Origin of the sequence: Nakamurella sp. A5-74 (assembly GCF_040438885.1) — a bacterium.
Classification (GTDB): Bacteria; Actinomycetota; Actinomycetes; order Mycobacteriales; family Nakamurellaceae; genus Nakamurella.
This window is the reverse complement of sequence record NZ_CP159218.1, coordinates 3,857,939-3,878,790: the sequence shown is the minus strand read 5'-3', so window position 1 is coordinate 3,878,790 and position 20,852 is coordinate 3,857,939. Positions and strand designations below refer to the sequence as shown.

Genomic DNA, 20,852 nt, shown 5'->3' with positions numbered 1-20,852 from the left:
GCCGTCTCCTCGGGGGGTCGGTCCGGCCGACTCAGTCGTCCACTCCGCGGGCGATCAAGGCGTCCCCCATCGCATCGGCCTGCCGCAGCGCCCGGACCACGGCCGGCACGGCCATCGCGCGCAGGGAGAAGCCCGCGCCGCGCGCCGTCCTGGCCTGTCGGACGTCCTGGACTATCGACACCATCAGCGGGACCGCGCGGATCGTCATGGCCAGCACGAGCCCCACCCGATCGGGATCCACGAAGCGGCGCAGCGGATGCAGAAGCTTCACGGACAGATCGAGCATGGCGGTGACGCGGGTGGTCAGGGTGAACAGCGCGGCCAGTGCGACCGAGACGATCAGGGTCCCGCAGACCGTCAGTGCAGCCTGCCAACCGGTCGTGATCCACTGCAGCACACCGATGAACAGCACCACCCAGCGCAGCGGACGCACTTGCTGCCAGAGGGCCGAGGTCGGGATCCCACCCACTGCATAGAGCGCCAGGGTCGCAGCGGCGGCCACCCCGAGCGTCCACCACGACCTGGTCACGGCGATCGCGACGAGCGCCACGATCAGGCCCAACAGCTGTTGTCCCGCCGCCATCCGGTGCAGCAGTGAGGATCCCGGCCGGTACGCGCCGATCATCCGAGCAACGCCCGGTACGAGGCGAGCGCGGGCGCCGGGGTGTCGTCCGCGGCCACCCGTCCGCCGTCGATCACCACCACCCGGTCGAAGTCGTGCAGCAGGTCGAGGTGGTGGGTCACGAGGACGAGCTGTTCGTCGAGCCCGGCCAGCAGCTCGCCCACCATCCGGGCGTTGCGCAGATCGAGCAGGGTGGTCGGCTCGTCCGCCACCAGCAGGCGTGGCCGGCGGACCAACACCGCGGCCAGCGCGAGCAGCTGCTTCTGACCACCCGACAGCAGGTGCGGCGGATGGTCGGCGTGTTCGCCCAACCCGAAGCGCCGCAGGGTGTCGTGGACCCTGGTCCGGCGTTCAGCCTTCGACAGGCCCGATCTGCGCAGGGAGAACGCGACGTCCTCCTGGACGGTCGGCATCACGATCTGGTTGTCGGGATCGGTGAAGACGAATCCGACCTGGGCGCGTACCCCCTTGCCGTCGCGATGGGTGTCCAGCCCATCGACGCTCACCGTGCCACCTGTCGGCATCACCAGCCCGTTGATCATCCGGGCCAGTGTCGACTTGCCGGATCCGTTGCCACCGACGATGCCGATCCTGCGCTCGGTGAGCTGCAGGTCGATGCCGTCCAGGACTACGCGCTCGGCGTAGGCGTGACGGACGCTGTCGAAGCGGATCTCCGGCATGCTCAGCCCACCCGTTCGACGAGCATCGCGATGCCCTGGCCGCCGCCGATCGCGCAGGCGGCGACACCGACCGTCTGGTCGTCCCGCTCCATGCGGTGCAGCAGTCGCACCAGCAGCACCGCGCCGGAGGCACCCCACGGGTGGCCGTAGCCGATGGCTCCACCGTCGGTGCAGACCCGTTCGGGATCCAGTCCTGCGAGGTCGATGGTGGCGAGCGCGACACTGGCGAACGCCTCGGTGATCTCGATTGCTTCGAGGTCTCGGGACGCCAGTCCGGTGGCGTCGAGAACCCGGTGGATCGCTTGTCCTGCAGCAACTCCTGGCAGTCCCGGATCGCCGCCGACGGTCGCGATCCCGCGGACGGCCAGGCCCGCTCCACCCGAGGTCACGGTCAGCACTGCGGCGCCGTCGGAGATCCCGCACGAATTGCCGGCGGTGGCCGTACCGTCCGCGGTGAACGCGCGCGGCAGCCTGGCCAGACGCATCGTCGAGAGACCGGGTCGAGGTCGTTGGTCGTGATCGAGTTCGGCCATCGGCAGGATCTCCCGGACGAAGGCGCCGGACAGTACCGCTGCATGCGCCAGTCGGTGCGATCGCTGCGCCCACTCGTCCTGGCGTGCACGGCTGATGCCGAGGTGCGCCGCGACCCGGTCGGCCGCTTCGCCCATCGACGGGTCCGGAAAACCCCGTGGTGCGAACGGAGCTCGCATGTAGCGGCGCGGTTCGGGATCGTCCACGGTCGGTGGCCAGTAGCGCCACGGGGCGGTGCTGGCGGATTCCGCGCCTCCCGCCAGCACGATGCTTGCGCGGCCGGAACCGATGAGAGCTGCGGCCTGGGCCACCGCCTCCAGCCCCGATCCGCACTGTCGGTCGACCGTGACCGCCGGCACCGACGCATCCAGACCTGCTGCGAGACCGGCGGATCGGGCGATGTTGCCGCCCGGACCCAGACAGTTGCCGAGGATCACCTCGTCGATCCGGCTGCCGGGTGACTCCGCGGCGAGGACGCGGATCAGCGGGGCCGCGAGATCGACGACCGGCACGTCGACGAGTGCCCCGCCCGCGGTGCCGATCGGGGTCCGGCGACCGGCGCTGATGACGGCGGTGCGGCCTGGGTTCACGGGGTCATCGCCGCCCGCACAGCGCGTCGGTCGATCTTGCCGGGAGCGGTGCGCGGTACGTCGTCGACGACGACCCAGCGCCGGGGCAGCCACTCGGGATCGAGGACGGCCCTGGCCCGGTCACGTACCCCGGGCAGCGACGCGCCGTCGGTCAGCGCCACCATGGCGACCAGGGTGGCACCCAGCCGTGCGTGCGGTTGCGCGGCCACCGCGACGTCGCGGACGCCCTGCAGTGAGCCGATCGTTGCTTCCACGTCTTCGACGATCACGGTCCGACCGCCCACCAGGACCGCTTCCGAGCCTCGCCCGAGGATCGTCAGCGAGCCGTCGGCGTGCAGCCACGCGACGTCGCCGACAGTGGCAAAACCTGTTGCGTCGCTGCTGAATCCACCTGGTGTGCCCGCGATCTGCAGGCAGTGGAAAGCGGACCTGGACCACAGTTGCCGGTCACGGATCTGCACCTCGACGCCGGGGAACGGGGTCAGCCGCTTCGGCCAGCGCCGCGCGGCCACGAACGACAACTCTGCCGCCCCGTAGTACTCGGCAACGGCGATCCCGGCGTCGGCGGCGCGGTGGGCTGCCTGCTCGGAGAGCCGGGCCCCGGCGACCACGACGGCGCGGAGGTGCGGGGCGGCGGCCACGACCGCATCCAGTCGCGCCGGCACACAGACGGCGGCGTTGGCGACGGCAGGTTCGTCGGTGACGAGCACCCCGCAGGCGAGCGCATGGACCGCCGCGAACAGTTGCAGCGTCGAGCTGAGCGGACCGGTCAGCAGGAGCCGGTCGCCCGCGCCGAGCCCGGTCAGCGCGCTGTACCCGGGATGCGAGGACGTCCACGACCGCAGGGTGCGCACGACCGTCCGCGGCGCCGCGGACGAACCGGATGTCGCCACCACCAGGAATGCATCCGCCGGCAGCGAACCGGGCGGCGGCGCCAGGGTGTCGGGACCCGCCCCGATGACCACCGGGACCCGCGCCCTGGCGGCGGCGACGACGCGGGTGAGCATCTCGGTGTGCGGGCGGCCCCGCGCGTCCACCAGCCCTTGCGAGACGTCGACCCGGTCGGCAGCCCTGAGCAGCGCAGCCTTGGTGAGCGCGGTCCCGTCCAACTGCAGGGCAGGACTGCTGCCGGCCCCTGGCAGGGTCAGCGCCGGGGTCCATGGGTCGGTCACCTGCGGTCGGTCCGGCCGATGTCGTCGGCCTGCTCCCCACCGGAGGTCGTGGGAAGTGCCGGAGGGCTCGTCGGTGCCGGGAAGGCTGCCGGCGCGGCTGCCGGAAGAGATTCCCGAACTTCCGGAGCGTTCGGACGGGACCGGGCGATCAGACCGGGGTACGCGCGGTGCACCTGCGTCGCCACCACACTGGCGATCACCACCTTGAATGCGTCGCCGGGAAGGTAGATCCCGTTGCGCACCAGTGCAGTGCCCAGCGCTGCACCGGTCCCGATCCAGACCCACAGAGTGCCGATCAGGTAGACGACGAGCACGCCGCCGACCGCGTTGGCGACCAGGCCGAACCACAACCGGTAGCGGGGCATCATCTGCTGGGTGAGCAGGCCGATCACGAACGCGCCTGCCAGGAAACCCCAGGCGTACCCCGCAGACGGTTCGACGGTCAGGAACTGGATACCGCCACGCCCACCGGCGAGCAGTGGCAGACCGCAGGCCACCAGCGCGAGGAAGGTGGCGACGGCCAGGGCGCCCTTGCGCGCGCCGAGCAGCGAACCGGCGAGCATCACCCCGAGGGTCTGCAGGGTGATCGGCACTGCGTTGCCGGCCAGATGAAGGGTGCCGGGAACGCCGAGGGCAGCGATCAGGGCGGCGAAGATGGCGATCTGGGCGAGATCACGGGCGGTGCTGCGGCGGGCGGCCATCAAGGGGTTCCTTCTCTTCCGGCGGACGATACGAAGGTGCGGCGTCACGGGAGCGCCGGTGGGGTGGACGGACGAACCCTAACCGGAGGGCGCCGACGGGCGAGTTGGAGGAACCCGACAGACTGTCCGCGTGATGTCTGGATCGGAGCACGGGGTGCACAGCACCAGGACGACCGTCGAGGTGGCCGGGACGCGGGTGAGCGTGCTGGTGGCCAGGCCGGAGGTCGGCGGCGACGCCAGGGCGGCGGCCGCGGGGCTGCCGCCGGTGCTCGCCGTCCATGGCTTCGGCTCCTCGGCCCACCACACCTTCGACGTCACCGGTCACCTGCGCGAACTGTGCCGGGCGGGCCGCACCGTCCTCGCCCCTGACCTGCCAGGACACGGGTTGTCCGAGAAGTCCCACGACCCCGGCAAGTACCGCCCGGAGTTCCTGCTCGACCTGCTGGCCACACTTCCGCAGCGAGTGCGGGACGAGCTCGGGCCCGGTGGTGGGATCCCCTCGGCGGACCTCGACCAGGGCTGCGATCTGCTCGGGTACTCGCTCGGGGCCCGGCTGTCGGCGGGGTTGCTGCAGGAGCGGGCTCCCTGGCGCCGCGCGGTGCTCGGCGGTTACGACGGACGTCGACTGTTCGAGGGCGTGGATGTCCGGGCGCTGCGCGCCGCGCTGGCCACCGGTTTGTGGGAACCATCCCAATCCGCCACCCCCGGCCTTGCCGCCCAGACGCTGCGGATCGTGACCGTCGCGGCAGCGGTGCCCGGCAACGATCCGGCCGCGCTGACCGCCCTGATCGAGGGACTCGACGGGCTACCCGCTGCGCCGGTGCTGGCGGACCGGCCGGTGCTGCTGGTGGTCGGCGAGAGAGATCCGCTGGCTGATCGGGCCGCCGCGTTGGCCACCGCGTCACCGCGGGCAGAGCTCGTCGTGGTGCCGGGTCGCGACCACGTCAGCACCGTGCCGGCGAAGTCGTTCCGCGCGGCGGCGGCGGCATTCCTCGGCCGCCGGGACTGAGCAGGTACCCGGTCCGCAGCGCGGAGCGCTCCGCGGTCGCCGGACTCAGGCGGTACCCATACCGCTCACAGGTCCTCCGACCTCCCGCGGCTAGGCTGTGGCTCCACGCACCGGGATCGGCGGGCACTCCTTCACGCTCGTCCGACCGGGTCCGAAGGAAGAGAGCCCCAGTGACTACTGCCGCCGCATCTGTCGGACGCGCACTCATCGTGTCGGTCACCGACGATCAGGTCCACGGGGACGGCGATCACGGGGCCGGCGCGTTGGTCACCGAGTTGCTCGTCGAGGCGGGCTTCGTCGTCGACGGCTCGGTGACGGTGCCGTCCGAGGCCCTGGACATCCGTTCCGCGCTGAACACCGGCGTCATCGGCGGCGTCGATCTGATCGTCACCGTCGGCGGGACCGGGGTGCGGCCCCGCGACGTGACGCCGGACGTGACCGACGAGGTGGTCGACCGGAGCCTGCCGGGGATCGCCGAGGCGCTCCGCTGGTCAGGGATGGCCGCCGGGGTGACCGATGCCGTGGTGTCCCGTGGTCGCGTCGGGGTGTCCGGCTCCACCGTCATCGCGAACATCGCCGGGTCCAGGCCCGCCATCCGCGACGGTCTGGCGACCTTGGTGCCGCTGGCCGTCCACGCCATCGAGCAGCTCTCCGATCCGTTGCCCTGATCTTCCGGACACACGACAGCGGCCGCCCGTAGGGGCGGCCGCTGTCGTCGGTTCTCGGGTCTGCGCTGCGGCACCACATCCCGGCCGGGTCCACCCGGCCGTAGCGGATTCAGGACTTGAGGTCGTCCGCCACGCCGGAGGCCTTGGCGCCGACCTCGTCGCTCACCTCGGATGCCTTGGTGGACGCTGCATCTCCGCCGTCGGAGGCTGCGTCGGCCGCCTTGTCCGCGGCGCCCTCCACCTTGTCGGACGCGTCGCTGCCGGTCACCTTGTCCTTGATGTCGCCTGCCACGTCGCTGACCTTCTCGCCGACGTCACCCGCGACATCCTTGATCTTCTCGACCGCGTCACCCGCGAAGTCCTTGGTCTTGCCGTAGACGTCGCCGGCCACATCCTTGGCCTTGTCGATGGCGTCCTCGGCGAAGTCCTTGGCCTTGTCGATGAAGCTCATGGTGGATCTCCTTCTCGCATGTTGTCCGGTCCGGTGAACTGCACGGCTGGTGAGGTGCCCTGTCGCCGGTGCCCCCCGCTGGTGAGATGCACTGCGCAGCACTCGTCAGCCCATGCGGGGTGGCAGGCTGGTGTGGTGAATGTACCGCCGAACTCCTCCGCCGCACCGGCAGGTCCGCCGGAGGGTGCCGCGCCGACCCGACCTCCAGCGCCGGCCGCCGAGGACGTCGACGCCGAGAGTCTGGCACGCGAGCGGCGGCAGCGGCTGGCCGAGCAGATCGTGGCCGGGATGCTGCCGGAGACGACGAGCGATGAACGGCCGAACGGGTCCGATCCGTCCGGGCTGTCCGAACAGTGGTACCGCGACAACCGCCCGCCACACCACGGGTGACTGGGTACGCGGACGGTCGGCACGCGGTCAGATCTTGTCCTGCTTCACCAGCAGGTCGCGGATCTCGGTCAGCAGGTCGAGCTCGCTGGGCGGGCTGACCGGCTCGGGGATGCCGGCGGCCTTGCGCTGCGCAGCCTTCTTGGCTTCGCGGCGCGCGTTGAACTTGTTCATCGGCGCCACGAAGATCGCGTAGACCACCAGCGCGGTCAGCAGGAACACGATGATCGCGTTGATGATCGTCGACAGGTTGATGAACGTCGGGTCCACCCCGCCGGGCGGGGTGTCGCCGGACTTCAGGTCGAACCCCAGCCCGGCTGCGCCTGGCTTACCTGCCGCGCTGATCAGGGGTGTCACGATTCCACTGACGAAGGTGTCGACAACCTTGCCGAACGCTGCTCCGATGACCACCGCGATCGCGAGATCGACGACGTTCCCGCGCATGATGAATTCCTTGAAACCCTTGATCATTTCGGTCCCCCGGCAGACGTGTGCCCGTGACGGCACAGTGGGTAGCGGTCGCCGACCTCGGCGACCGGTGGAGCATTTCCGACGTACCGTAGCGCGCGGGCGCGCTCGAGACTCCGGGGGAGCAAGGTCCGTTCACCGATCGTGCGGACCAGCACCGGCTCGGCAGCTGGGTCACCGGAACGTGAAGGTGACGTCACCCGACAGCGCGGAGCCGGCCACGGTGCGAGCGTCACCGTCCCGGACGGCGAACACGACCACCGGCGTCGCTCGCCCCGCTGACAGCGGCGCGGTTGCCGGGGCGCGAATGCCGAGCACCACTGCATCCTCGGCCAGGGTGGTGCTGCCGCTCGTCTCGTCCACAGCGATCAGCGTGACGTGCATGCCGGGGGCCAACAGGTCGACCGACTGTTGATCGGCGAGGCGGACAGGGGTGGCGACCCGGTCGGGACCCGGCTGCGGACCGTCCCTGGCGACGATCCGTGCGTCGGTCAGCAGCTCGCCTCGGCGGACCGCCGCAGACAGCGTGCGGCCGGTCGCACCAGCCGAGGCGTCGATCGCGCCGTCGGGAAGATCCGCACGCCGGACGGCCTGCAGATCCGACTCGGCCAGGACGTGGCCGGCGGGAAGGTCTGCTCGAGCGATCACCGCGGCAGCGCCGACCGGTCCATCCGTCGGCCGCACCAGCGCGAGTGCTCCGGCGAGGGCGACCAGGACCAGTGCGAGGGTGCGGCGAACGACGCGGTGACGGCGGCCGGCGGTACGGCGGGAGCGCAGTGCAGCGACCACCCGCTCAGGAATGGGCGGATCGAGTGCCGCGGCGCGCGGGGCACGGCGGCCTGATCTGGTCGGAAGATGCTTCACCCGGCCGACGGTAGGCACCGCCCGCGGGTGCCGGGTGCGGTGTGACCGGGGTGTGGACAGTTTCGGGGTGTGTGGACAGATCAGGTCGGTGCCGGCCAGGTCCGGCTACAGGCTCAGCTCTTGCTGGTGCCTGACGAGCCGCTGGAGGACGAGCCGCTGGAGGACGAGCTGCCGGAGGTGCTCGTGGCAGCCGCCGGGGTCGACGGCGTCGAGGTCTTCGGCGCACTGTCGGATCCGCCACCCGAGCCCTTGTCGGATCCCGAAGACGTGCTCTTGCCGTCGCCTCCGCCGTCCGACTTCGCTCCGCCTTCGGCCTTGGCTCCGCCTGGCGTGGCCGCAACCGCCGGCCCGGAGCGAGAGTCCGTCCGGTACCAGCCGCTGCCCTTGAAGACGACGCCGACCGAGCCGTAGATCTTCCGCAGCACCCCACCGCATTCGGGGCACACGGTCAACGAGTCGTCGGTGAACTTCTGCACGGCCTCGAAGCGGTGACCGCAGTCGGAGCAGGCGTATTGGTACGTGGGCACGAGATCCTCTTCTGACGAACCGGGGGCGCCATGGAACTGGCACTCCAGCGTCCAGAGTGCCAACCAGGGGTGGGTCGGCGCAAGTGCAGCCCCGAGGCACTCACCGCAGCGGCAGCATGCGGACGCCGGCGAGCGGGCTGACGAGCGCGGTGACCCGGATGTCGTGAGGATCGTCGGGGAGCGTGTCGACGAGTTCGTCGTCGAACACCACCGTCATCCGGACCGCTGCCGAACCCAGAGCAGTGCGGGCGAACGACCGGTCGTAGTGGCCGCCGCCGCGACCGAGTCGCGTCCCGTCCCATGCCACCAGCAGCGCAGGCACCAGCACCAGCGATACCCGAAGTAGAGCCTGGTGCTGCTCTGCCGGTAGAAGTGCCGGTCCAGGGTCCGGGACCCGGCCGACGCCGAGGGGGCGATCGCCGTCGGGTCGGTACTGCGCCCACCGCAGTGGCTGGTCGAGAACGGTCACCGGCACCAGCACCTGTCGCCCCTGCCGGTGCAGCGCCTCGGAGAGGTCGGCTCCCAGTGGTTCGGTGCGCAGTGGGAGGTAGGTGCAGACGGTGGTCGCCGATGCGAGCGGCGGCCAGCGGAGCAGGTGGTCGGTGATGGCGGCCCGCGCGTCGGCGATCTCCGCGGCGCTGCGAGCACGTCGACAGTCCAGAGCCCAGCGGCGCCACTCGTCCTTGCCTGCGCGCTCGTCCGGCCGCGGCGCTGCTGGGGGAGTGACCACATCCGACACGGTAGAGCGAGCACCGTTGCTCTGCGAGCACCGTTGCTCTGCGAGCACCGCTTCTCTGCGAGCACCGTTTCTCTGCGAGCACCGTGCCGACAGGCCGGATCGCCGCAGCCGTGCCAGAGTCGAGGTCCCCGCAGGATCAACAACGGAACAGGAGTGCCGGATGCGTCACGCTCGGATCGCTGCAGCCGCCCTCGGTGTCGTGCTGCTGGCCAGTTGTTCAGCCGGGCATCCCGACCCGTCCGCTCCCGTCCCCGCCCCGTCCGGCCAGGCGGGTTCGGGCTCGCGACTCGACAGCGTCTCCGGGAGCAAGACGTTGGTCGTCTGCACCACCGGCGACTACCGCCCGTTCAGCTACCTGGATCCCGCGACGCAGCAGTACACCGGCATCGACATCTCACTCGTCGAAAAACTCGCGGAATCCCTCGGCGCACGGGTCCGCTACGTGAAGACGTCCTGGTCGAACCTGATGACCGACTTCCTCGCGAGCTGCGACATCGGCGTCGGCGGGATCTCGATCAGTGCGGAGCGGGCTCGCCAGGCGTTCTTCAGCGTCGCCACCCTCACCGAAGGCAAGACGCCGATCACGCTGTGCCGCAACGAGAAGAAGTTCTCGACGATCGAGTCGATCAATCAGCCGGGGGTGCGCGTCATCACCCCGATCGGCGGCACGAACGAGAAGTTCGCCGACGCGAACTTCCCGAAGGCCACCATCACCCGCTGGGACGACAACAACACCATCTTCGACGAGATCGTCGCCGGTCGGGTCGACGTGATGGTCACCGACGCCTCTGAGACGAAGTGGGTGGCGCACGGGAAGCCGGAACTGTGTGCCGTGCACCCCGACGCCCCGTTCAACTTCTCACAGAAGGCCTATCTGCTGCCCCGCGGCGACGTCGCCTTCCAGCAGTACGTGGACCAGTGGCTCACGCTCGCCCAGCACGACGGCAGCTACGCGGCCGCCGAGCAGCCCTGGTTCGGCTGATCCGGGTGTCGTGACGGGTGTGCAGCGGCAGACACACCCACGGGTCGGGGCCACCGCAGCAGCGGCCTGATCACCGCGCCCGCTAGCGTGGAGCCCAGCCACGGCCCTGCGAGATGAGAAGGAATGGTCGAACTCCGCATGCGATCGGTCAGCGAGCAGCTGGATCTGGTGCTGGGCGCTGCCGTTCCGCCGCGTCCGGTCCGGGTGGCGATCTCGGAATCGCAGGGCCTGTTGTGCGCCGAGGAGGTCGTGGCGTCGGCTGCCCTGCCAGCGTTCGACCAGTCGGCGGTCGACGGGTACGCCGTCCGCTCGATCGACGTCCGGCATGCGGACGAGGCCGTTCCGATCTCGCTCCCCGTGGTGGGCGAGATCGCCGCCGGCTCCCGATCGCCGGCCCGACTACAACCGGGTCAGGCGGTGTACGTCGACACCGGGGCGCCGCTGCCGACCGTCGCCGACGCCGTGGTCCCCATCGATCTCGGCACCGCCAGCGATGCCAGGGTCATGGTGCGGGCCGCCGTCCGCTCGGGTGCGTATGTGCGTCGCATCGGCGAGGACGTCCAACCGGGGGACGTCGCTGTTCGCGCCGGGGCGTTCATCGGGGCCGCCCAGGTGGGCCTGCTGGCCGCGGTGGGCCGGGACAAGGTGCTGGTGCATCCGCGGCCACGGCTCACCGTCATCTCGCTCGGTGAAGAACTCGTCGACGTCGCCAGGACCCCCGGCCCCGGCCAGGTGTACGACGTGAACTCCTTCGCCCTGGCCGCGGCTGCGCGCGACGCCGGCGCCGAGGTGACCAGGGTCGGCATCGTCGCCGACGACGAGAAACGACTGTCGCAGTTGGTGGAAGCACGGTTGCTGCTGTCCGAGATCGTTGTCATCGCCGGCGGAGCCGGCGGGCGGTACGGCGACCACATCGTCCGAATGCTGGGCGGTCTCGGCGAGTTCGATCGCACCCGGGTTGCGATGCAGCCGGGTTCGACGCAAGCCTTCGGGCTGCTCGGGCACGACCAGGTGCCCGTCTTCCTGCTGCCCTCGCATCCGGTGTCGGCGCTGGTGGTGTTCGAGGTGATCGTCCGACCGTTGGTGCGGGTGATGTTGGGGCGCCGCAACCCCTATCGCCGGACGATCACTGCCCGCACCCTGTCGCCGATCACCTCGCCCGACGGTCGCCGACAGTTCCTCCGTGGGCAGCTGATGCGCGACGAGGACGACGAGTATCTGGTGCACATCCTGGGTGCCGGCGGTACGCACCTGCTGGCCTCGCTCGCCGAGGCGAACTGCCTGGTCTTCGTCGACGAGAACACGACATCGCTGCCGACCGGTGCGGAGGTCACCGTGTCGTTCCTGGCCCAACGACCATGAACGAGCGGTATTCGTCGCTGCCGCAACGGGTCTCGGCGCTCGGGCCGGTCGCCTGTCGACGGGGCCAGGTGCTGCTCCGACCGCTGACCCGCAGCGACGGAGCCCGCTGGCGACACCTGCGGCTGCAGGACGAGCCGATCCTGCGGCCGTGGGAGGTCAGCAGCGCAATGACCTGGGACGAGCGACACGACGGCGGGGCCTGGCGACGACATCGGCGTGAGTTGCGTTCCGCCGAAGTGCGCGGTGAGGCGATCGCACTGGCGATCTGCCTCGACGACGAGTTCGTCGGCCAGGTGACCGTCGGCGGGATCCAGCGGGGCGTGCTGCGCTCGGGATGGATCGGCTACTGGGTCGGGACCCCGTGGAACGGACTGGGGGTCGCCACCACCGCGGTGGCGTTGGCTGTCGACTTCGCGCTCAGCCGCGGCGGCCTGCACCGGGTCGAGGCAACGATCGCGCCGGGCAACGTGGCCAGCCGGAAGGTGGTGTCGCGCTTGGGGTTCCGGCAGGAAGGTCTGCTCGAGCGCTATCTGGACGTGGACGGGCGCTGGCAGGACCATCTGCTGTTCGCGATGACGGCCGAGGAACTCGTCCGGCCGCTCGCGGAGCGGGTTGCGGAGATCCTGGCTGCGCCGCGGCATTCCTCGGGGTCGTCCTCCGACCCGCAGCACTCCGTCCCCGCGCCCCGCCCGGACGCCGAACCGATCATCACCAGAGCGAACCGGGAGATCCCCCATGACTGAACCGTTGCAGCGGGATTCGTCGGTCGATCCCGTCGAGGCCAGGGTTCGCACGATCGTCGGCGGACTGAGCACGCCCGGAGTCTCGGTGATGGACTGCGATCCGGATCTGGCGGACACCGCGGAGTTCTGCCGCGCCTACGACATCAATCCCGCGGACAGTGCCAACGCGATCCTGGTGATCGGCAAGGCCTCCTCCGCGGAGGTGTCGCCGTCGTACGTGCTATGTCTGGTGCTGGCCACCCACCGGCTGGACGTGAACAAGGCCGTCCGCAAGAGGTTGGGCGTGAAGAAGGCGTCGTTCGCGCCGGCCGACCTGACCCGCGAGTTGACCGGCATGCAGATCGGTGGGGTGACGCCGTTCGGCATGCCCGTGGACATCCCGGTCTGGGTCGACGCAGCGGTGATGCAGCGGTCCCGGGTGGTGGTGGGTGGCGGCAGCCGAGCCGCAAAGGTGATCGGCCCACCGGCGATGCTGCTCGAGCTGCCCAGCACCGAGGTCGTCGAGGGTCTGGCGAACCCGATCCCCGACTGACTGCCCCGGCCGCGGCGGTGCCCCCGGTCTCGCCCGGCGGGATCCGAGGGTTCGCAGGCTCACCCGGCGGATGCCCGCCCATGCCCGAGCCACTCCCTGACCCGGGGCACCGCCGCGTCCGGTCACCGTCGTCGATCTTGCAACTTCCGATGATCGAGCGAGGAACGAGTCGAGATCCCGCCCTGATCCACCGGTGATCGAGCAAGCGAGGAACGAGCGCGTCGAGATCCTGTCCTGACTCGTTCGGTCTCGACTCACCGCGTTCGCTCAGGCAGCGCCTCCTGCGAGCACCCCCACCCCGCGTGTCGCCCCGGGCGTTGGGACGGCTGTGACTAGCGTGACGGATGGGCTTGTTGGACACCGCTGCCGACCATCGTCATGCCTGTGCGTGACGGTGCTGTGAGCGGTTGTTCCCAGCCCGTCAGCTGCTTCCGATCCCGGCGGGCAGATCGACTGCGCAGGACGTCTGGGCAGTGACCGAGAGGAGTGGCAGGTGCCGAACGTCCCCACCTCGCTGCTGCTGGGGTTCCTGGCCCTGTGCTGGATCTTCGTCCTGGTCCCGATGTTCGCCCGGAGCAGGGAAGCCGTGCCGGAGACCGACGACGGAGTGGGCGCCTTCCGGGTGGTACGCAGAGCCGGAGCGCGACAGAGTCACCACGACTCCCGCCTCCAGGACGAGCAGTCGAGGGGGAGCGCCATGACAGAGATTCAGGGGTCCGAGGACTCGGATGCTCTGGCGGAGGACCTGATCGACGAAGAGGTCGACTGGGATTCCTTCGCCGATGACGACGACGAGGATGCCGGCCAGAACGACGATCACCGCCGGTTCTCGACCGAGTACCCACCGGTCGTGGCGCGGACGGCGCCGACCCGGACCGCTGCGGCCCCGCCGGTCGAGGACCGCCGCGACCCGCGGGCGCACCGGCCTGGTCGTGGTGGGTTCGATCCCGAGCATGCCAGGGCGACGGCCGACTACCGGTTCCGCCGGCGTCGTACGGTGTCGCTGGCGCTGCTCGTGCTGGCCCTGGCCTGTGCCGCGGGCGCGGTGCTGATCAACCCGATGCTGTGGACCGGAACCGCAGTGTTGACGCTGACTCTGGTCGGTTTCCTGTCGTACCTCAGCCGCCAGGTGAAGGTCGAACGGGCGATCCAGGAGCGGCGAATGGCGCGGTTGCAGCGGGCCCGGGAGATCCGGCCGCCCGCTCGCCGGAGCGCTGCGGTGTCGCCCTACGGTCGGCAGGCCGAGCGGCTCATCGAGGACGAACCGTCGGCTCACACGCACGTACCCACCTCCTCGCGGGGGCCGGGCATCGTGGTCGATCTGGACGACGACGACCCAGCGTTCGACGATCTGGAGTACTACGAGCCGATCGTCTACCGACGCGCGGCAGGGCAGTGACCGATCGGCCCACAGGTCGATCGCGGGGGAGTGAGCCGCTGATGCGGGAACCGCACAGCCAGGATGTCTCGGACGTCAGGTTCGACTGGGGACTCACCGGTGCCCTCGCGATCTCCCAGGGCGCCGCCGTGGTGGTCGTGGTCGACGTCCTGTCGTTCACCACCACGGTCACGGTGGCCGCGGAAGCGGGCGTCGAGGTCTTCCCGTACCGGATGCGTGACGCGTCAGCTGCCACCTTCGCCGCCGACAAGCAGGCAGTGCTGGCCGTCGGTCGCACGGAGGCAGGCAGCTCCGGGGTGAGCCTGTCACCGCTGTCCGTGCAGGCCGCGACCGAGTCCGGTGGTCCACTCGCAGTCGGTGCCAGGCTCGTGCTCCCGTCTCCCAACGGTTCGACGATCGCCAGGACCTTGTTCGAGCAGGGCGTGGCCGTGGTCGCCGCTTGCCTGCGTAACGCGGCCGCGGCAGCCGTGTGGGCGCAACGCGAGGCAGCCGGCGCTCCGATGGCGGTGATCGCGGCCGGCGAACGCTGGCCCGGCGACACGCTGCGGCCGGCGGTCGAAGACCTGTGGGGCGCCGGCGCGGTGATCGCGGCCCTGTCCGGCCGGAAGTCCCCCGAGGCAGAGGCGGCCGCGGCAGCCTTCCGAGCGGTCGCCCGCTCGATGCCCGAGTCGATCGCGGCCTGTGCTTCAGGACGTGAACTGATCGACGACGGCTACGGGGACGAGTTGCCGCTCGCCGCCGCCGCCGGCGCATCGAGCGTGGTACCGGTGTTACGCGGGGGCAGCTTCCAGCCGGCTTGATCTGCACCTCCGCCGCGGACCCCGGTGGTGGGTCGCGGGGCCCGACTCGGCTGATATCCTTGTCCAGCCCGCGAGGGCATGGGGCTGTAGCGCAGTTGGTAGCGCGTCTCGTTCGCATCGAGAAGGTCCGGGGTTCGATTCCCCGCAGCTCCACACGACTGAGGACCAGGACACGCTCGATGTCCTGGTCCTCAGTCGTTCGTCTTGCCGAGCCGGACCGGATCGCGAGCGCAGTGAGTGGTGGAGTTCTGAGCCGACGCGGCGGAGCGCAGTCGGAGCCGTGGGGCTTCCCGCAGCTCCACCACGATGTCGCATCGTCGGACGCGTCGAGCGATCGCAACAGAGGCAGCATGGACCGGTGAACTGAAGAATACCTGCATTTGAACCTCGACAGGAGGTTGTCGGGCAGGCAGCCCCGGGGAGAACTCATCCAGTACTCGTTGAAGTCACCAGCCTGACTTGCTACGTTTCGTCTCAGGTCACTCATCTATGTCACAGGTATCGCCGGAGCTGGTAAAACTACCGTCCAGACGGAGCTGGTGCGTCGTGGGTACGACGCCCGGGACATTGATTCTCCTGACATCAGTGGTGCGTATGACCCGAAAACAGGAATGCAGGTGGAAGTTCCGAGCGCAGAATCAAGGTCAGAGAGATGGTTCGAGACACACCCGTGGCGAATTCATCCAGGTGTGCTCCACAGCATTCGGAGCGTTGCCGATAGTCGTCAACAGGGATTCTGTTGGCTCGCCCTACTTGTCTGGGGCGCGATTGGTAGGCCCGCCGGCCTTCGCTCAGGTTGATCCCCGCGAGCGTCACTCATCGATGGTGCGGTCGAGCCACTCGAGAAGCAACTGGCGTTCGGCGGCGCTGAGTCCAGGCAGGTCCGGTGCCAGGGCGCGGAAGGCAACCGTTGCTGCTCTGGGTCTGTCGTCACCGGTGGCCGGCGCATCGGTGAGAATGCGGCCGAGTACCGCCTCCAACATCTCCTCGTGCAGACCCGCATCGCGGTGTGCGACCGGTGCCGCCAGCAGCGTCTGGATCACACCCGTGCCGGCGGCGTGGACGAGTTGCACCGCCCGCTGCTCCGTCACCCGCAGTCGTCCGGCAACGGCGATGCGATGCACCCGCGCCGTCAACACCTGCCAGCCCGACTGCGCTGCCGGTGAGGGGTCCGTGCGAGCAGGATCGTTGAGCAGGGCGAACACGGCAGGGTGAGTGAGGCCGAACTCCACCTGGATGCGCCAACCCGCGCGGAGGTCGTCGACAGGATCCGTGCCACCCGCGGCCTCGGCGCGGACTGACTCGGCCTTGGTGGACACGAACTCGGCGAGCACATGTTCGGCCACCGCCTGCAGCAGCCCGTCCTTGTCGCCGAAGAGGCGGTAGAGCGCGGGTGCCTGGACGCCGGCCGCCTCGGCAACCGCGCGGGTGGTGACGGCGGACGGTCCCTGCTCGTGCAGCAGTCTGGCCGCGGCCTCGACGATCGTCGTGCGGGTGTCGCTGCGGCTGCTTCTCTCGGCCATGTATCAATGATAACGCACTGTTGCTATCGACGAAGTTCCGCAGATATCATCAGACGGATACCACTGATACCGACCTGGAGCTGATCATGATCGTCGTCACCGGAGCTACCGGAGCTACCGGTGCACTGAACGGTGCGACCGTCGACCACCTGCTGGACCGGATCCCGGCGGACCAGATCACCGTGGTCGTCCGGGACCGGGCGAAAGCCCAGCGGTTCGCGGACCGCGGGGTGGCCGTTCGCCCCGCCGGCTACGCCGACCCGGCCGAACTACCCGCCGCTTTCGAGGGCGCGGACCAGCTGCTGTTGGTGTCGTCGAACGACCCCGGAGCCGACGCAGTCTCGTTGCACCGCAACGCGATCGAAGCTGCCGTCGCGGTCGGTGTCGGTCGCATCCTGTACACCAGCCACCAGGGCGCAGCGGCCGACAGTCCGTTCGCGCCGGCGCAGGTGCACGCGGCGACCGAGCACCTGCTCGCGGAGTCCGGAGTGGCCTGGACGTCGCTGCGCAACGGCTTCTACCTGCACAGCCTCGACTGGCTGGCCGGACCGTGGCGCGAGACCGGGATCATCAGTGTGCCGGCCGACGGACCGGTGTCCTGGACTGCTCGCGAGGATGCTGCTGAGGCGGCCGCCCTGATCCTGACGGCCGGGACCCCGCTGGAAGGTCCGGTCGTCATCACCTCGCAGGAGGCGATCAGCTTCGAGCAGGTCGCTGTGACGGCCTCCGAGCTGACGGGCCGCAACATCGGGTTCGAAGTCGTCGACCAGCAGGACTGGGTCGCTGCGCAGGTGGCGGCGGGATCGCCCGAGGGAATGGCGCGGTTCACCCTGGGGATGTTCAGGGCGGCAGCAGGGGGCTGGTTCGCGGGCGTCGACCCGCTGCTCGAGGAGTTGCTCGGTCGGAAGCCGCGGACCGTACGCGCGCACCTTGACTCCTGACGGGATCTTGACTCCTGACGGGATCTTGACTCCTTCGTCGCTCGATCGGCGTCGGGTGGCGCTGGTTTCCCGTGGGTCGTCGTTCGATCAGCGTCGGGTGGCGCTGGTTTCCCGTGGGTCGTCGATCGATCAGCGTCGGGTGGCGCTGCATCCCCGTGGGCCGTCGCTCGATCACCGGTGGGTGGCTGATCGCGTGGCGGGCGGAGGGCGCGCGGGCCCCCTTAGACTGGGGCTGACCAGCGAACACGTTCTGCGCAGTGAGGATCCACCCATCACACGATCAGCAGCCCCTCAGGACGTCTACTTCGTTCCCCCGGAGCAGGTCTCCGTCGACGCGGTGCGTCCCGGCACCGTCGCACTCGAATCCCGGCTGCTCGATCGTCCGGATGTGGTGCGGCACCGCGGCCGGGTGGCCATCGCGATCACCGACATCACCCCGCACGAGGCGCTGGTCGAGGACCTGCTGTTCATCCGGCAGGTGCTGGATGATGCCGGCCTCGAGTACCTGCTGGTCCGCGGCAACGACGAGCGGCCGGTGATCGCGATCGACCGGATCCAGCGCCGCAGATTGCGCGACGCGCTGGTCGAGGCCTGCCGGAACGAGCCGTTCTACTCCAAGACCGTCGACGGAAAGGGCAAGGCCCGACTGGTCGCCGACGGCAAGTTGGCCACCTCCGGCAAGGCGCGGATCTTCCGGCTGTTCCGGCCTCGGGTCGTGGTGGCCAGCGGCCTGTCCTACGGTGCGTCCAGCGGTGTGCAGATCGAGCTCTGGGTGTTCGACGGCGACACCATCGAGCTCCCGGCGGAGAACTCGTTGACCCGTCGGACCATGCGGTCGGACGAGGCGGAGCGGGGCAGCGTCGAGCGGTTCGGACAGAGTTGGCCGACCATCGTCAACATGTTCGCCGACCACGCGTCGGACATCAGCTTCGACATCGACCTGGTGTTCTCCTGGGTGGACGGCTCGTCCCCGGAGTACCGGGCGGCGCGGGCCGCCAGAGCAGCGGGTCATGTGGTGGGCGAGGGTGACGACTCGGAGGCCCGCTACCGGCAGATCGACGAGCTCAAATACGCGCTGCGCTCGATCCACATGTATGCCCCGTGGATCCGGCGGATCTTCGTCGCCACCGACTCCGAGCGTCCCGAGTGGCTGGCCGACGACCCGCGGGTGACGTTCGTGCGCAGCGAGGAGTTCTTCGCCGATCCGTCTGTGCTGCCGACCCACAACTCGCATGCGGTGGAGTGCCAACTGCATCACATCCCTGATCTCGCAGAGCATTTCATCTACTCCAACGACGACATGTTCTTCGGTCGTGCGGTCTCGCCGCAGATGTTCTTCTCGCCCGGCGGCATCACGATGTTCATCGAGGCGGGTCTGCGGATCGGGTTGGGGCACAACGACGAGGAGCGCAGCGGGTACGAGAACGGCGCTCGCGTCAACCGTCGGCTGCTGTTCGAGCGGTTCGGCACCCTCACCACCCGGCACCTCGAGCATGCGCCGACCCCGTTGCGGCGCAGCGTGATGCAGGAGTTGGAGGAGACGTTCCCCGACGCCTTCGCCGCCACCGCTGCCAGCACCTTCCGGGCCAGCGACAACATCTCGGTGACGAACTCGCTCTACCACTACTACGCACTGATGACCGGCCAGGCAGTCGCCCAGACCGCGGCCAAGGTCGCCTACGTGAACTCGACGTCGTTGGCCGGGTTCCGGGAGATGGACACCTTGTTGGAGAAGCGGTCGACGGACTTCTTCTGCCTGAACGACAGCAGTTTCCCGGAGGTTGATCTGGACGAGCGCAAGGAGTTCGTCACCGATTTCCTCGAGCGCTACTACCCGTTGCGGGCGCCGTGGGAGGCCCCCGGCACATAGCGGCCGCCGCGCGGCACACTCACTGCGCGGCGGGTGTTCACACGGGGCTGACGGCCACCGAGGTGATCTCCAAACCGTGTGGGCTCCGGGTTTGTCGGACGCTGTCGGCGATCCGCACGCCGGCTGCTGCCAGCCGCCGCTCGGTCTCCTCCGGCTGGACGTATTCCCCGACCGTCGGGTCGTTGCTCATCGGCACCACCGAGCTCACCACGGTCTCGGGATAGACGTGCACCATGTTGAAGCCCTGCGCCCCGTCGCGGCCACGCAGTGCCCCCGCCGGGATCACGAGGTCCTGGGTGTAGCAGGTGGCCGACGCCACGGATACCGGGATCCCGGCGAACATCGCGGTGGTGGAGTAGTGCAGGTGGCCGGCCAGGATGGTGCGGATGTCCGTGCCGCGGATGACGGCGGCCAGTGCGGGTTGGTCCCGCAACTCGACCAGCGCAGCCAGGTCCAGCACGCTCGGGACCGGCGGGTGGTGCAGGGCGAGGATGGTCCCGCTCGGCGCCGGGGTCTCGAGCTCGTGGGAGAGCCAGCGCAGCTGCTCGTCCGCGAGCGCGCCGTAATGGTGACCGGGGACAGTTGAGTCGAGGGTGATGATGCGCAGACCGTCGACGTCGGTGATGGTGTCGACGGGAGCGGTGGACGGCGTCTGGTCGAGCAGCCCCGCGCGGAACGCGGCCCGGTCGTCGTGGTTGCCCATCGCCCAGATCACCTGCGAACCCAGCGATCTGACCACCGGATCGACGATCGCGCGCAGGTTCTCGTAGGCACCCGGCTCGCCCTTGTCGGCCAGGTCGCCGGTGAAGACGATCGCGTCGGGTCGGGCGTGCGAGGCCTCGACCTCCGCGAAGATCTGCCGGAGCCGAGCGGCACTGTCCACGGTGCTGCCGTACAGCTGGCCAGGACCGGCAACGATGTGCGTGTCGGTCAGATGCAGCAGGAAGTGGGTCGGGCGCGGGTACTCAGCCGTGCGCAGACTGCTCATCGCTCGGTCATCTCCATTGCAGCGACGTCGTGTCCCGGGTCGAAGTCGATCCGGTGACAGGTACCAGCCAATCAGACGTCGCGCAGATGTGAGACCAACCCGGGGCTCGCGTCGGAGAACGATGGGAGAACTTTCGGCTGTTCATGGACGGTCAGGGCGTGCGTCGAAGCGACGGGCTCCGGGCGAAGGCGTCCGGAGGCCAGGATCTGAGCTGACGCCACGTCACGTCACGTCACGTCACGTTGCCATGATGGGAGACACCCGGGATGCGCTCAACCGACTGTGCCCCGGCACCGGGATGAG

General features: G+C 69.6%; 23 protein-coding genes and 1 tRNA gene. 12 read left to right on the top strand and 12 right to left on the bottom strand.

What is annotated here, in order from left to right; all coding sequences use genetic code 11:
• Positions 1-31: 31 nt before the first annotated feature.
• Genes ABLG96_RS17755 through ABLG96_RS17735 form a run of 5 tightly spaced genes read right to left on the bottom strand, consistent with a single transcriptional unit; the run spans position 32 to position 4,296 of the window.
• Positions 32-625 carry an energy-coupling factor transporter transmembrane protein EcfT gene (locus ABLG96_RS17755; RefSeq protein ID WP_353648650.1) on the bottom strand — a complete coding sequence of 198 codons (594 nt, stop codon included), beginning with the start codon at positions 623-625 and terminating at the stop codon, positions 32-34.
• Positions 622-1,302, bottom strand: a complete 681-nt coding sequence (locus ABLG96_RS17750) for an ABC transporter ATP-binding protein (protein ID WP_353648649.1) — start codon at positions 1,300-1,302, stop codon at positions 622-624. Before ABLG96_RS17750 ends, ABLG96_RS17755 begins: the two co-directional genes overlap by 4 nt.
• Positions 1,303-1,304: 2 nt before the next feature.
• Complete coding sequence (locus ABLG96_RS17745) at positions 1,305-2,423, bottom strand: thiolase family protein (protein ID WP_353648648.1); 1,119 nt, start codon at positions 2,421-2,423, stop codon at positions 1,305-1,307.
• Positions 2,420-3,595 (bottom strand): AMP-binding protein, encoded by a 1,176-nt coding sequence (locus tag ABLG96_RS17740; RefSeq protein WP_353648647.1) that lies wholly within the window; start codon positions 3,593-3,595, stop codon positions 2,420-2,422. The genes ABLG96_RS17745 and ABLG96_RS17740 overlap by 4 nt, the downstream gene beginning before the upstream one ends.
• Complete coding sequence (locus ABLG96_RS17735) at positions 3,592-4,296, bottom strand: biotin transporter BioY (protein ID WP_353648646.1); 705 nt, start codon at positions 4,294-4,296, stop codon at positions 3,592-3,594. The genes ABLG96_RS17740 and ABLG96_RS17735 overlap by 4 nt, the downstream gene beginning before the upstream one ends.
• A gap of 133 nt (positions 4,297-4,429) precedes the next feature.
• Here ABLG96_RS17735 and ABLG96_RS17730 point away from each other — a divergent pair, with 133 nt between their 5' ends.
• On the top strand, positions 4,430-5,305 hold the full coding sequence (locus tag ABLG96_RS17730; protein WP_353648645.1) for an alpha/beta fold hydrolase: 876 nt from the start codon (positions 4,430-4,432) through the stop codon (positions 5,303-5,305).
• A gap of 170 nt (positions 5,306-5,475) precedes the next feature.
• Complete coding sequence (locus ABLG96_RS17725) at positions 5,476-5,973, top strand: molybdopterin-binding protein (RefSeq protein WP_353648644.1); 498 nt, start codon at positions 5,476-5,478, stop codon at positions 5,971-5,973.
• Positions 5,974-6,082: 109 nt separating this feature from the next.
• Here the strand turns inward: ABLG96_RS17725 and ABLG96_RS17720 are convergent, their stop codons facing one another.
• Positions 6,083-6,424, bottom strand: a complete 342-nt coding sequence (locus ABLG96_RS17720) for a hypothetical protein (protein ID WP_353648643.1) — start codon at positions 6,422-6,424, stop codon at positions 6,083-6,085.
• 135 nt (positions 6,425-6,559) lie between these two features.
• Between ABLG96_RS17720 and ABLG96_RS17715 the strand changes: the two genes are divergently transcribed.
• Positions 6,560-6,814: a hypothetical protein gene (locus ABLG96_RS17715; RefSeq protein WP_353648642.1), complete on the top strand. Its 255-nt coding sequence runs from the start codon at positions 6,560-6,562 to the stop codon at positions 6,812-6,814.
• 27 nt (positions 6,815-6,841) lie between these two features.
• Here the strand turns inward: ABLG96_RS17715 and mscL are convergent, their stop codons facing one another.
• From mscL to ABLG96_RS17695, 4 genes are all read right to left on the bottom strand, one after another.
• Positions 6,842-7,282, bottom strand: a complete 441-nt coding sequence (gene mscL, locus ABLG96_RS17710; protein ID WP_353648641.1) for a large conductance mechanosensitive channel protein MscL — start codon at positions 7,280-7,282, stop codon at positions 6,842-6,844.
• A gap of 171 nt (positions 7,283-7,453) precedes the next feature.
• Complete coding sequence (locus ABLG96_RS17705) at positions 7,454-8,143, bottom strand: SAF domain-containing protein (RefSeq protein WP_353648640.1); 690 nt, start codon at positions 8,141-8,143, stop codon at positions 7,454-7,456.
• Between the two features lie 113 nt (positions 8,144-8,256).
• The gene (locus ABLG96_RS17700) at positions 8,257-8,670 is read right to left on the bottom strand and encodes an FmdB family zinc ribbon protein (protein WP_353648639.1); all 414 of its coding nucleotides are present in this window, start codon (positions 8,668-8,670) and stop codon (positions 8,257-8,259) included.
• A 100-nt stretch (positions 8,671-8,770) separates the two neighbouring features.
• Positions 8,771-9,400, bottom strand: coding sequence for a 5-formyltetrahydrofolate cyclo-ligase (locus ABLG96_RS17695; RefSeq protein ID WP_353648638.1), 630 nt, complete (start codon positions 9,398-9,400; stop codon positions 8,771-8,773).
• 169 nt (positions 9,401-9,569) lie between these two features.
• Here ABLG96_RS17695 and ABLG96_RS17690 point away from each other — a divergent pair, with 169 nt between their 5' ends.
• The 7 genes from ABLG96_RS17690 to ABLG96_RS17660 all read left to right on the top strand — a co-directional run bounded on the left by ABLG96_RS17690 (position 9,570) and on the right by ABLG96_RS17660 (position 15,380).
• Positions 9,570-10,391 carry a transporter substrate-binding domain-containing protein gene (locus ABLG96_RS17690; RefSeq protein WP_353648637.1) on the top strand — a complete coding sequence of 274 codons (822 nt, stop codon included), beginning with the start codon at positions 9,570-9,572 and terminating at the stop codon, positions 10,389-10,391.
• Positions 10,392-10,529: 138 nt separating this feature from the next.
• Positions 10,530-11,753 carry a gephyrin-like molybdotransferase Glp gene (gene glp / locus ABLG96_RS17685; protein WP_353651573.1) on the top strand — a complete coding sequence of 408 codons (1,224 nt, stop codon included), beginning with the start codon at positions 10,530-10,532 and terminating at the stop codon, positions 11,751-11,753.
• Positions 11,750-12,496, top strand: coding sequence for a GNAT family protein (locus tag ABLG96_RS17680; protein WP_353648636.1), 747 nt, complete (start codon positions 11,750-11,752; stop codon positions 12,494-12,496). The genes glp and ABLG96_RS17680 overlap by 4 nt, the downstream gene beginning before the upstream one ends.
• Entirely contained in the window at positions 12,489-13,028 is a 540-nt protein-coding gene (locus ABLG96_RS17675; protein WP_353648635.1) for a YbaK/EbsC family protein, read from the top strand. Before ABLG96_RS17680 ends, ABLG96_RS17675 begins: the two co-directional genes overlap by 8 nt.
• 493 nt (positions 13,029-13,521) lie before the next feature.
• The gene (gene glpR / locus ABLG96_RS17670) at positions 13,522-14,427 is read left to right on the top strand and encodes a gephyrin-like molybdotransferase receptor GlpR (RefSeq protein WP_353648634.1); all 906 of its coding nucleotides are present in this window, start codon (positions 13,522-13,524) and stop codon (positions 14,425-14,427) included.
• Between the two features lie 41 nt (positions 14,428-14,468).
• A complete protein-coding gene (locus ABLG96_RS17665; RefSeq protein ID WP_353648633.1) occupies positions 14,469-15,227 on the top strand; it encodes a 2-phosphosulfolactate phosphatase in 759 nt (252 codons plus the stop codon).
• An 80-nt stretch (positions 15,228-15,307) separates the two neighbouring features.
• Positions 15,308-15,380 (top strand) — tRNA-Ala (locus ABLG96_RS17660).
• 659 nt (positions 15,381-16,039) lie between these two features.
• Here the strand turns inward: ABLG96_RS17660 and ABLG96_RS17655 are convergent.
• Positions 16,040-16,750, bottom strand: a complete 711-nt coding sequence (locus tag ABLG96_RS17655; protein WP_353648632.1) for a helix-turn-helix domain-containing protein — start codon at positions 16,748-16,750, stop codon at positions 16,040-16,042.
• Positions 16,751-16,836: 86 nt separating this feature from the next.
• Here ABLG96_RS17655 and ABLG96_RS17650 point away from each other — a divergent pair, with 86 nt between their 5' ends.
• Together ABLG96_RS17650 and ABLG96_RS17645 are read left to right on the top strand one after the other, a co-directional pair.
• Complete coding sequence (locus tag ABLG96_RS17650) at positions 16,837-17,691, top strand: NAD(P)H-binding protein (RefSeq protein WP_353648631.1); 855 nt, start codon at positions 16,837-16,839, stop codon at positions 17,689-17,691.
• Between the two features lie 337 nt (positions 17,692-18,028).
• Entirely contained in the window at positions 18,029-19,561 is a 1,533-nt protein-coding gene (locus ABLG96_RS17645) for a stealth conserved region 3 domain-containing protein (protein WP_353648630.1), read from the top strand.
• A gap of 37 nt (positions 19,562-19,598) precedes the next feature.
• On the opposite strand, the gene ABLG96_RS17640 is transcribed toward ABLG96_RS17645, so the two are convergent.
• Positions 19,599-20,549: a phosphodiesterase gene (locus ABLG96_RS17640; RefSeq protein ID WP_353648629.1), complete on the bottom strand. Its 951-nt coding sequence runs from the start codon at positions 20,547-20,549 to the stop codon at positions 19,599-19,601.
• Between the last annotated feature and the right edge of the window lie 303 nt (positions 20,550-20,852).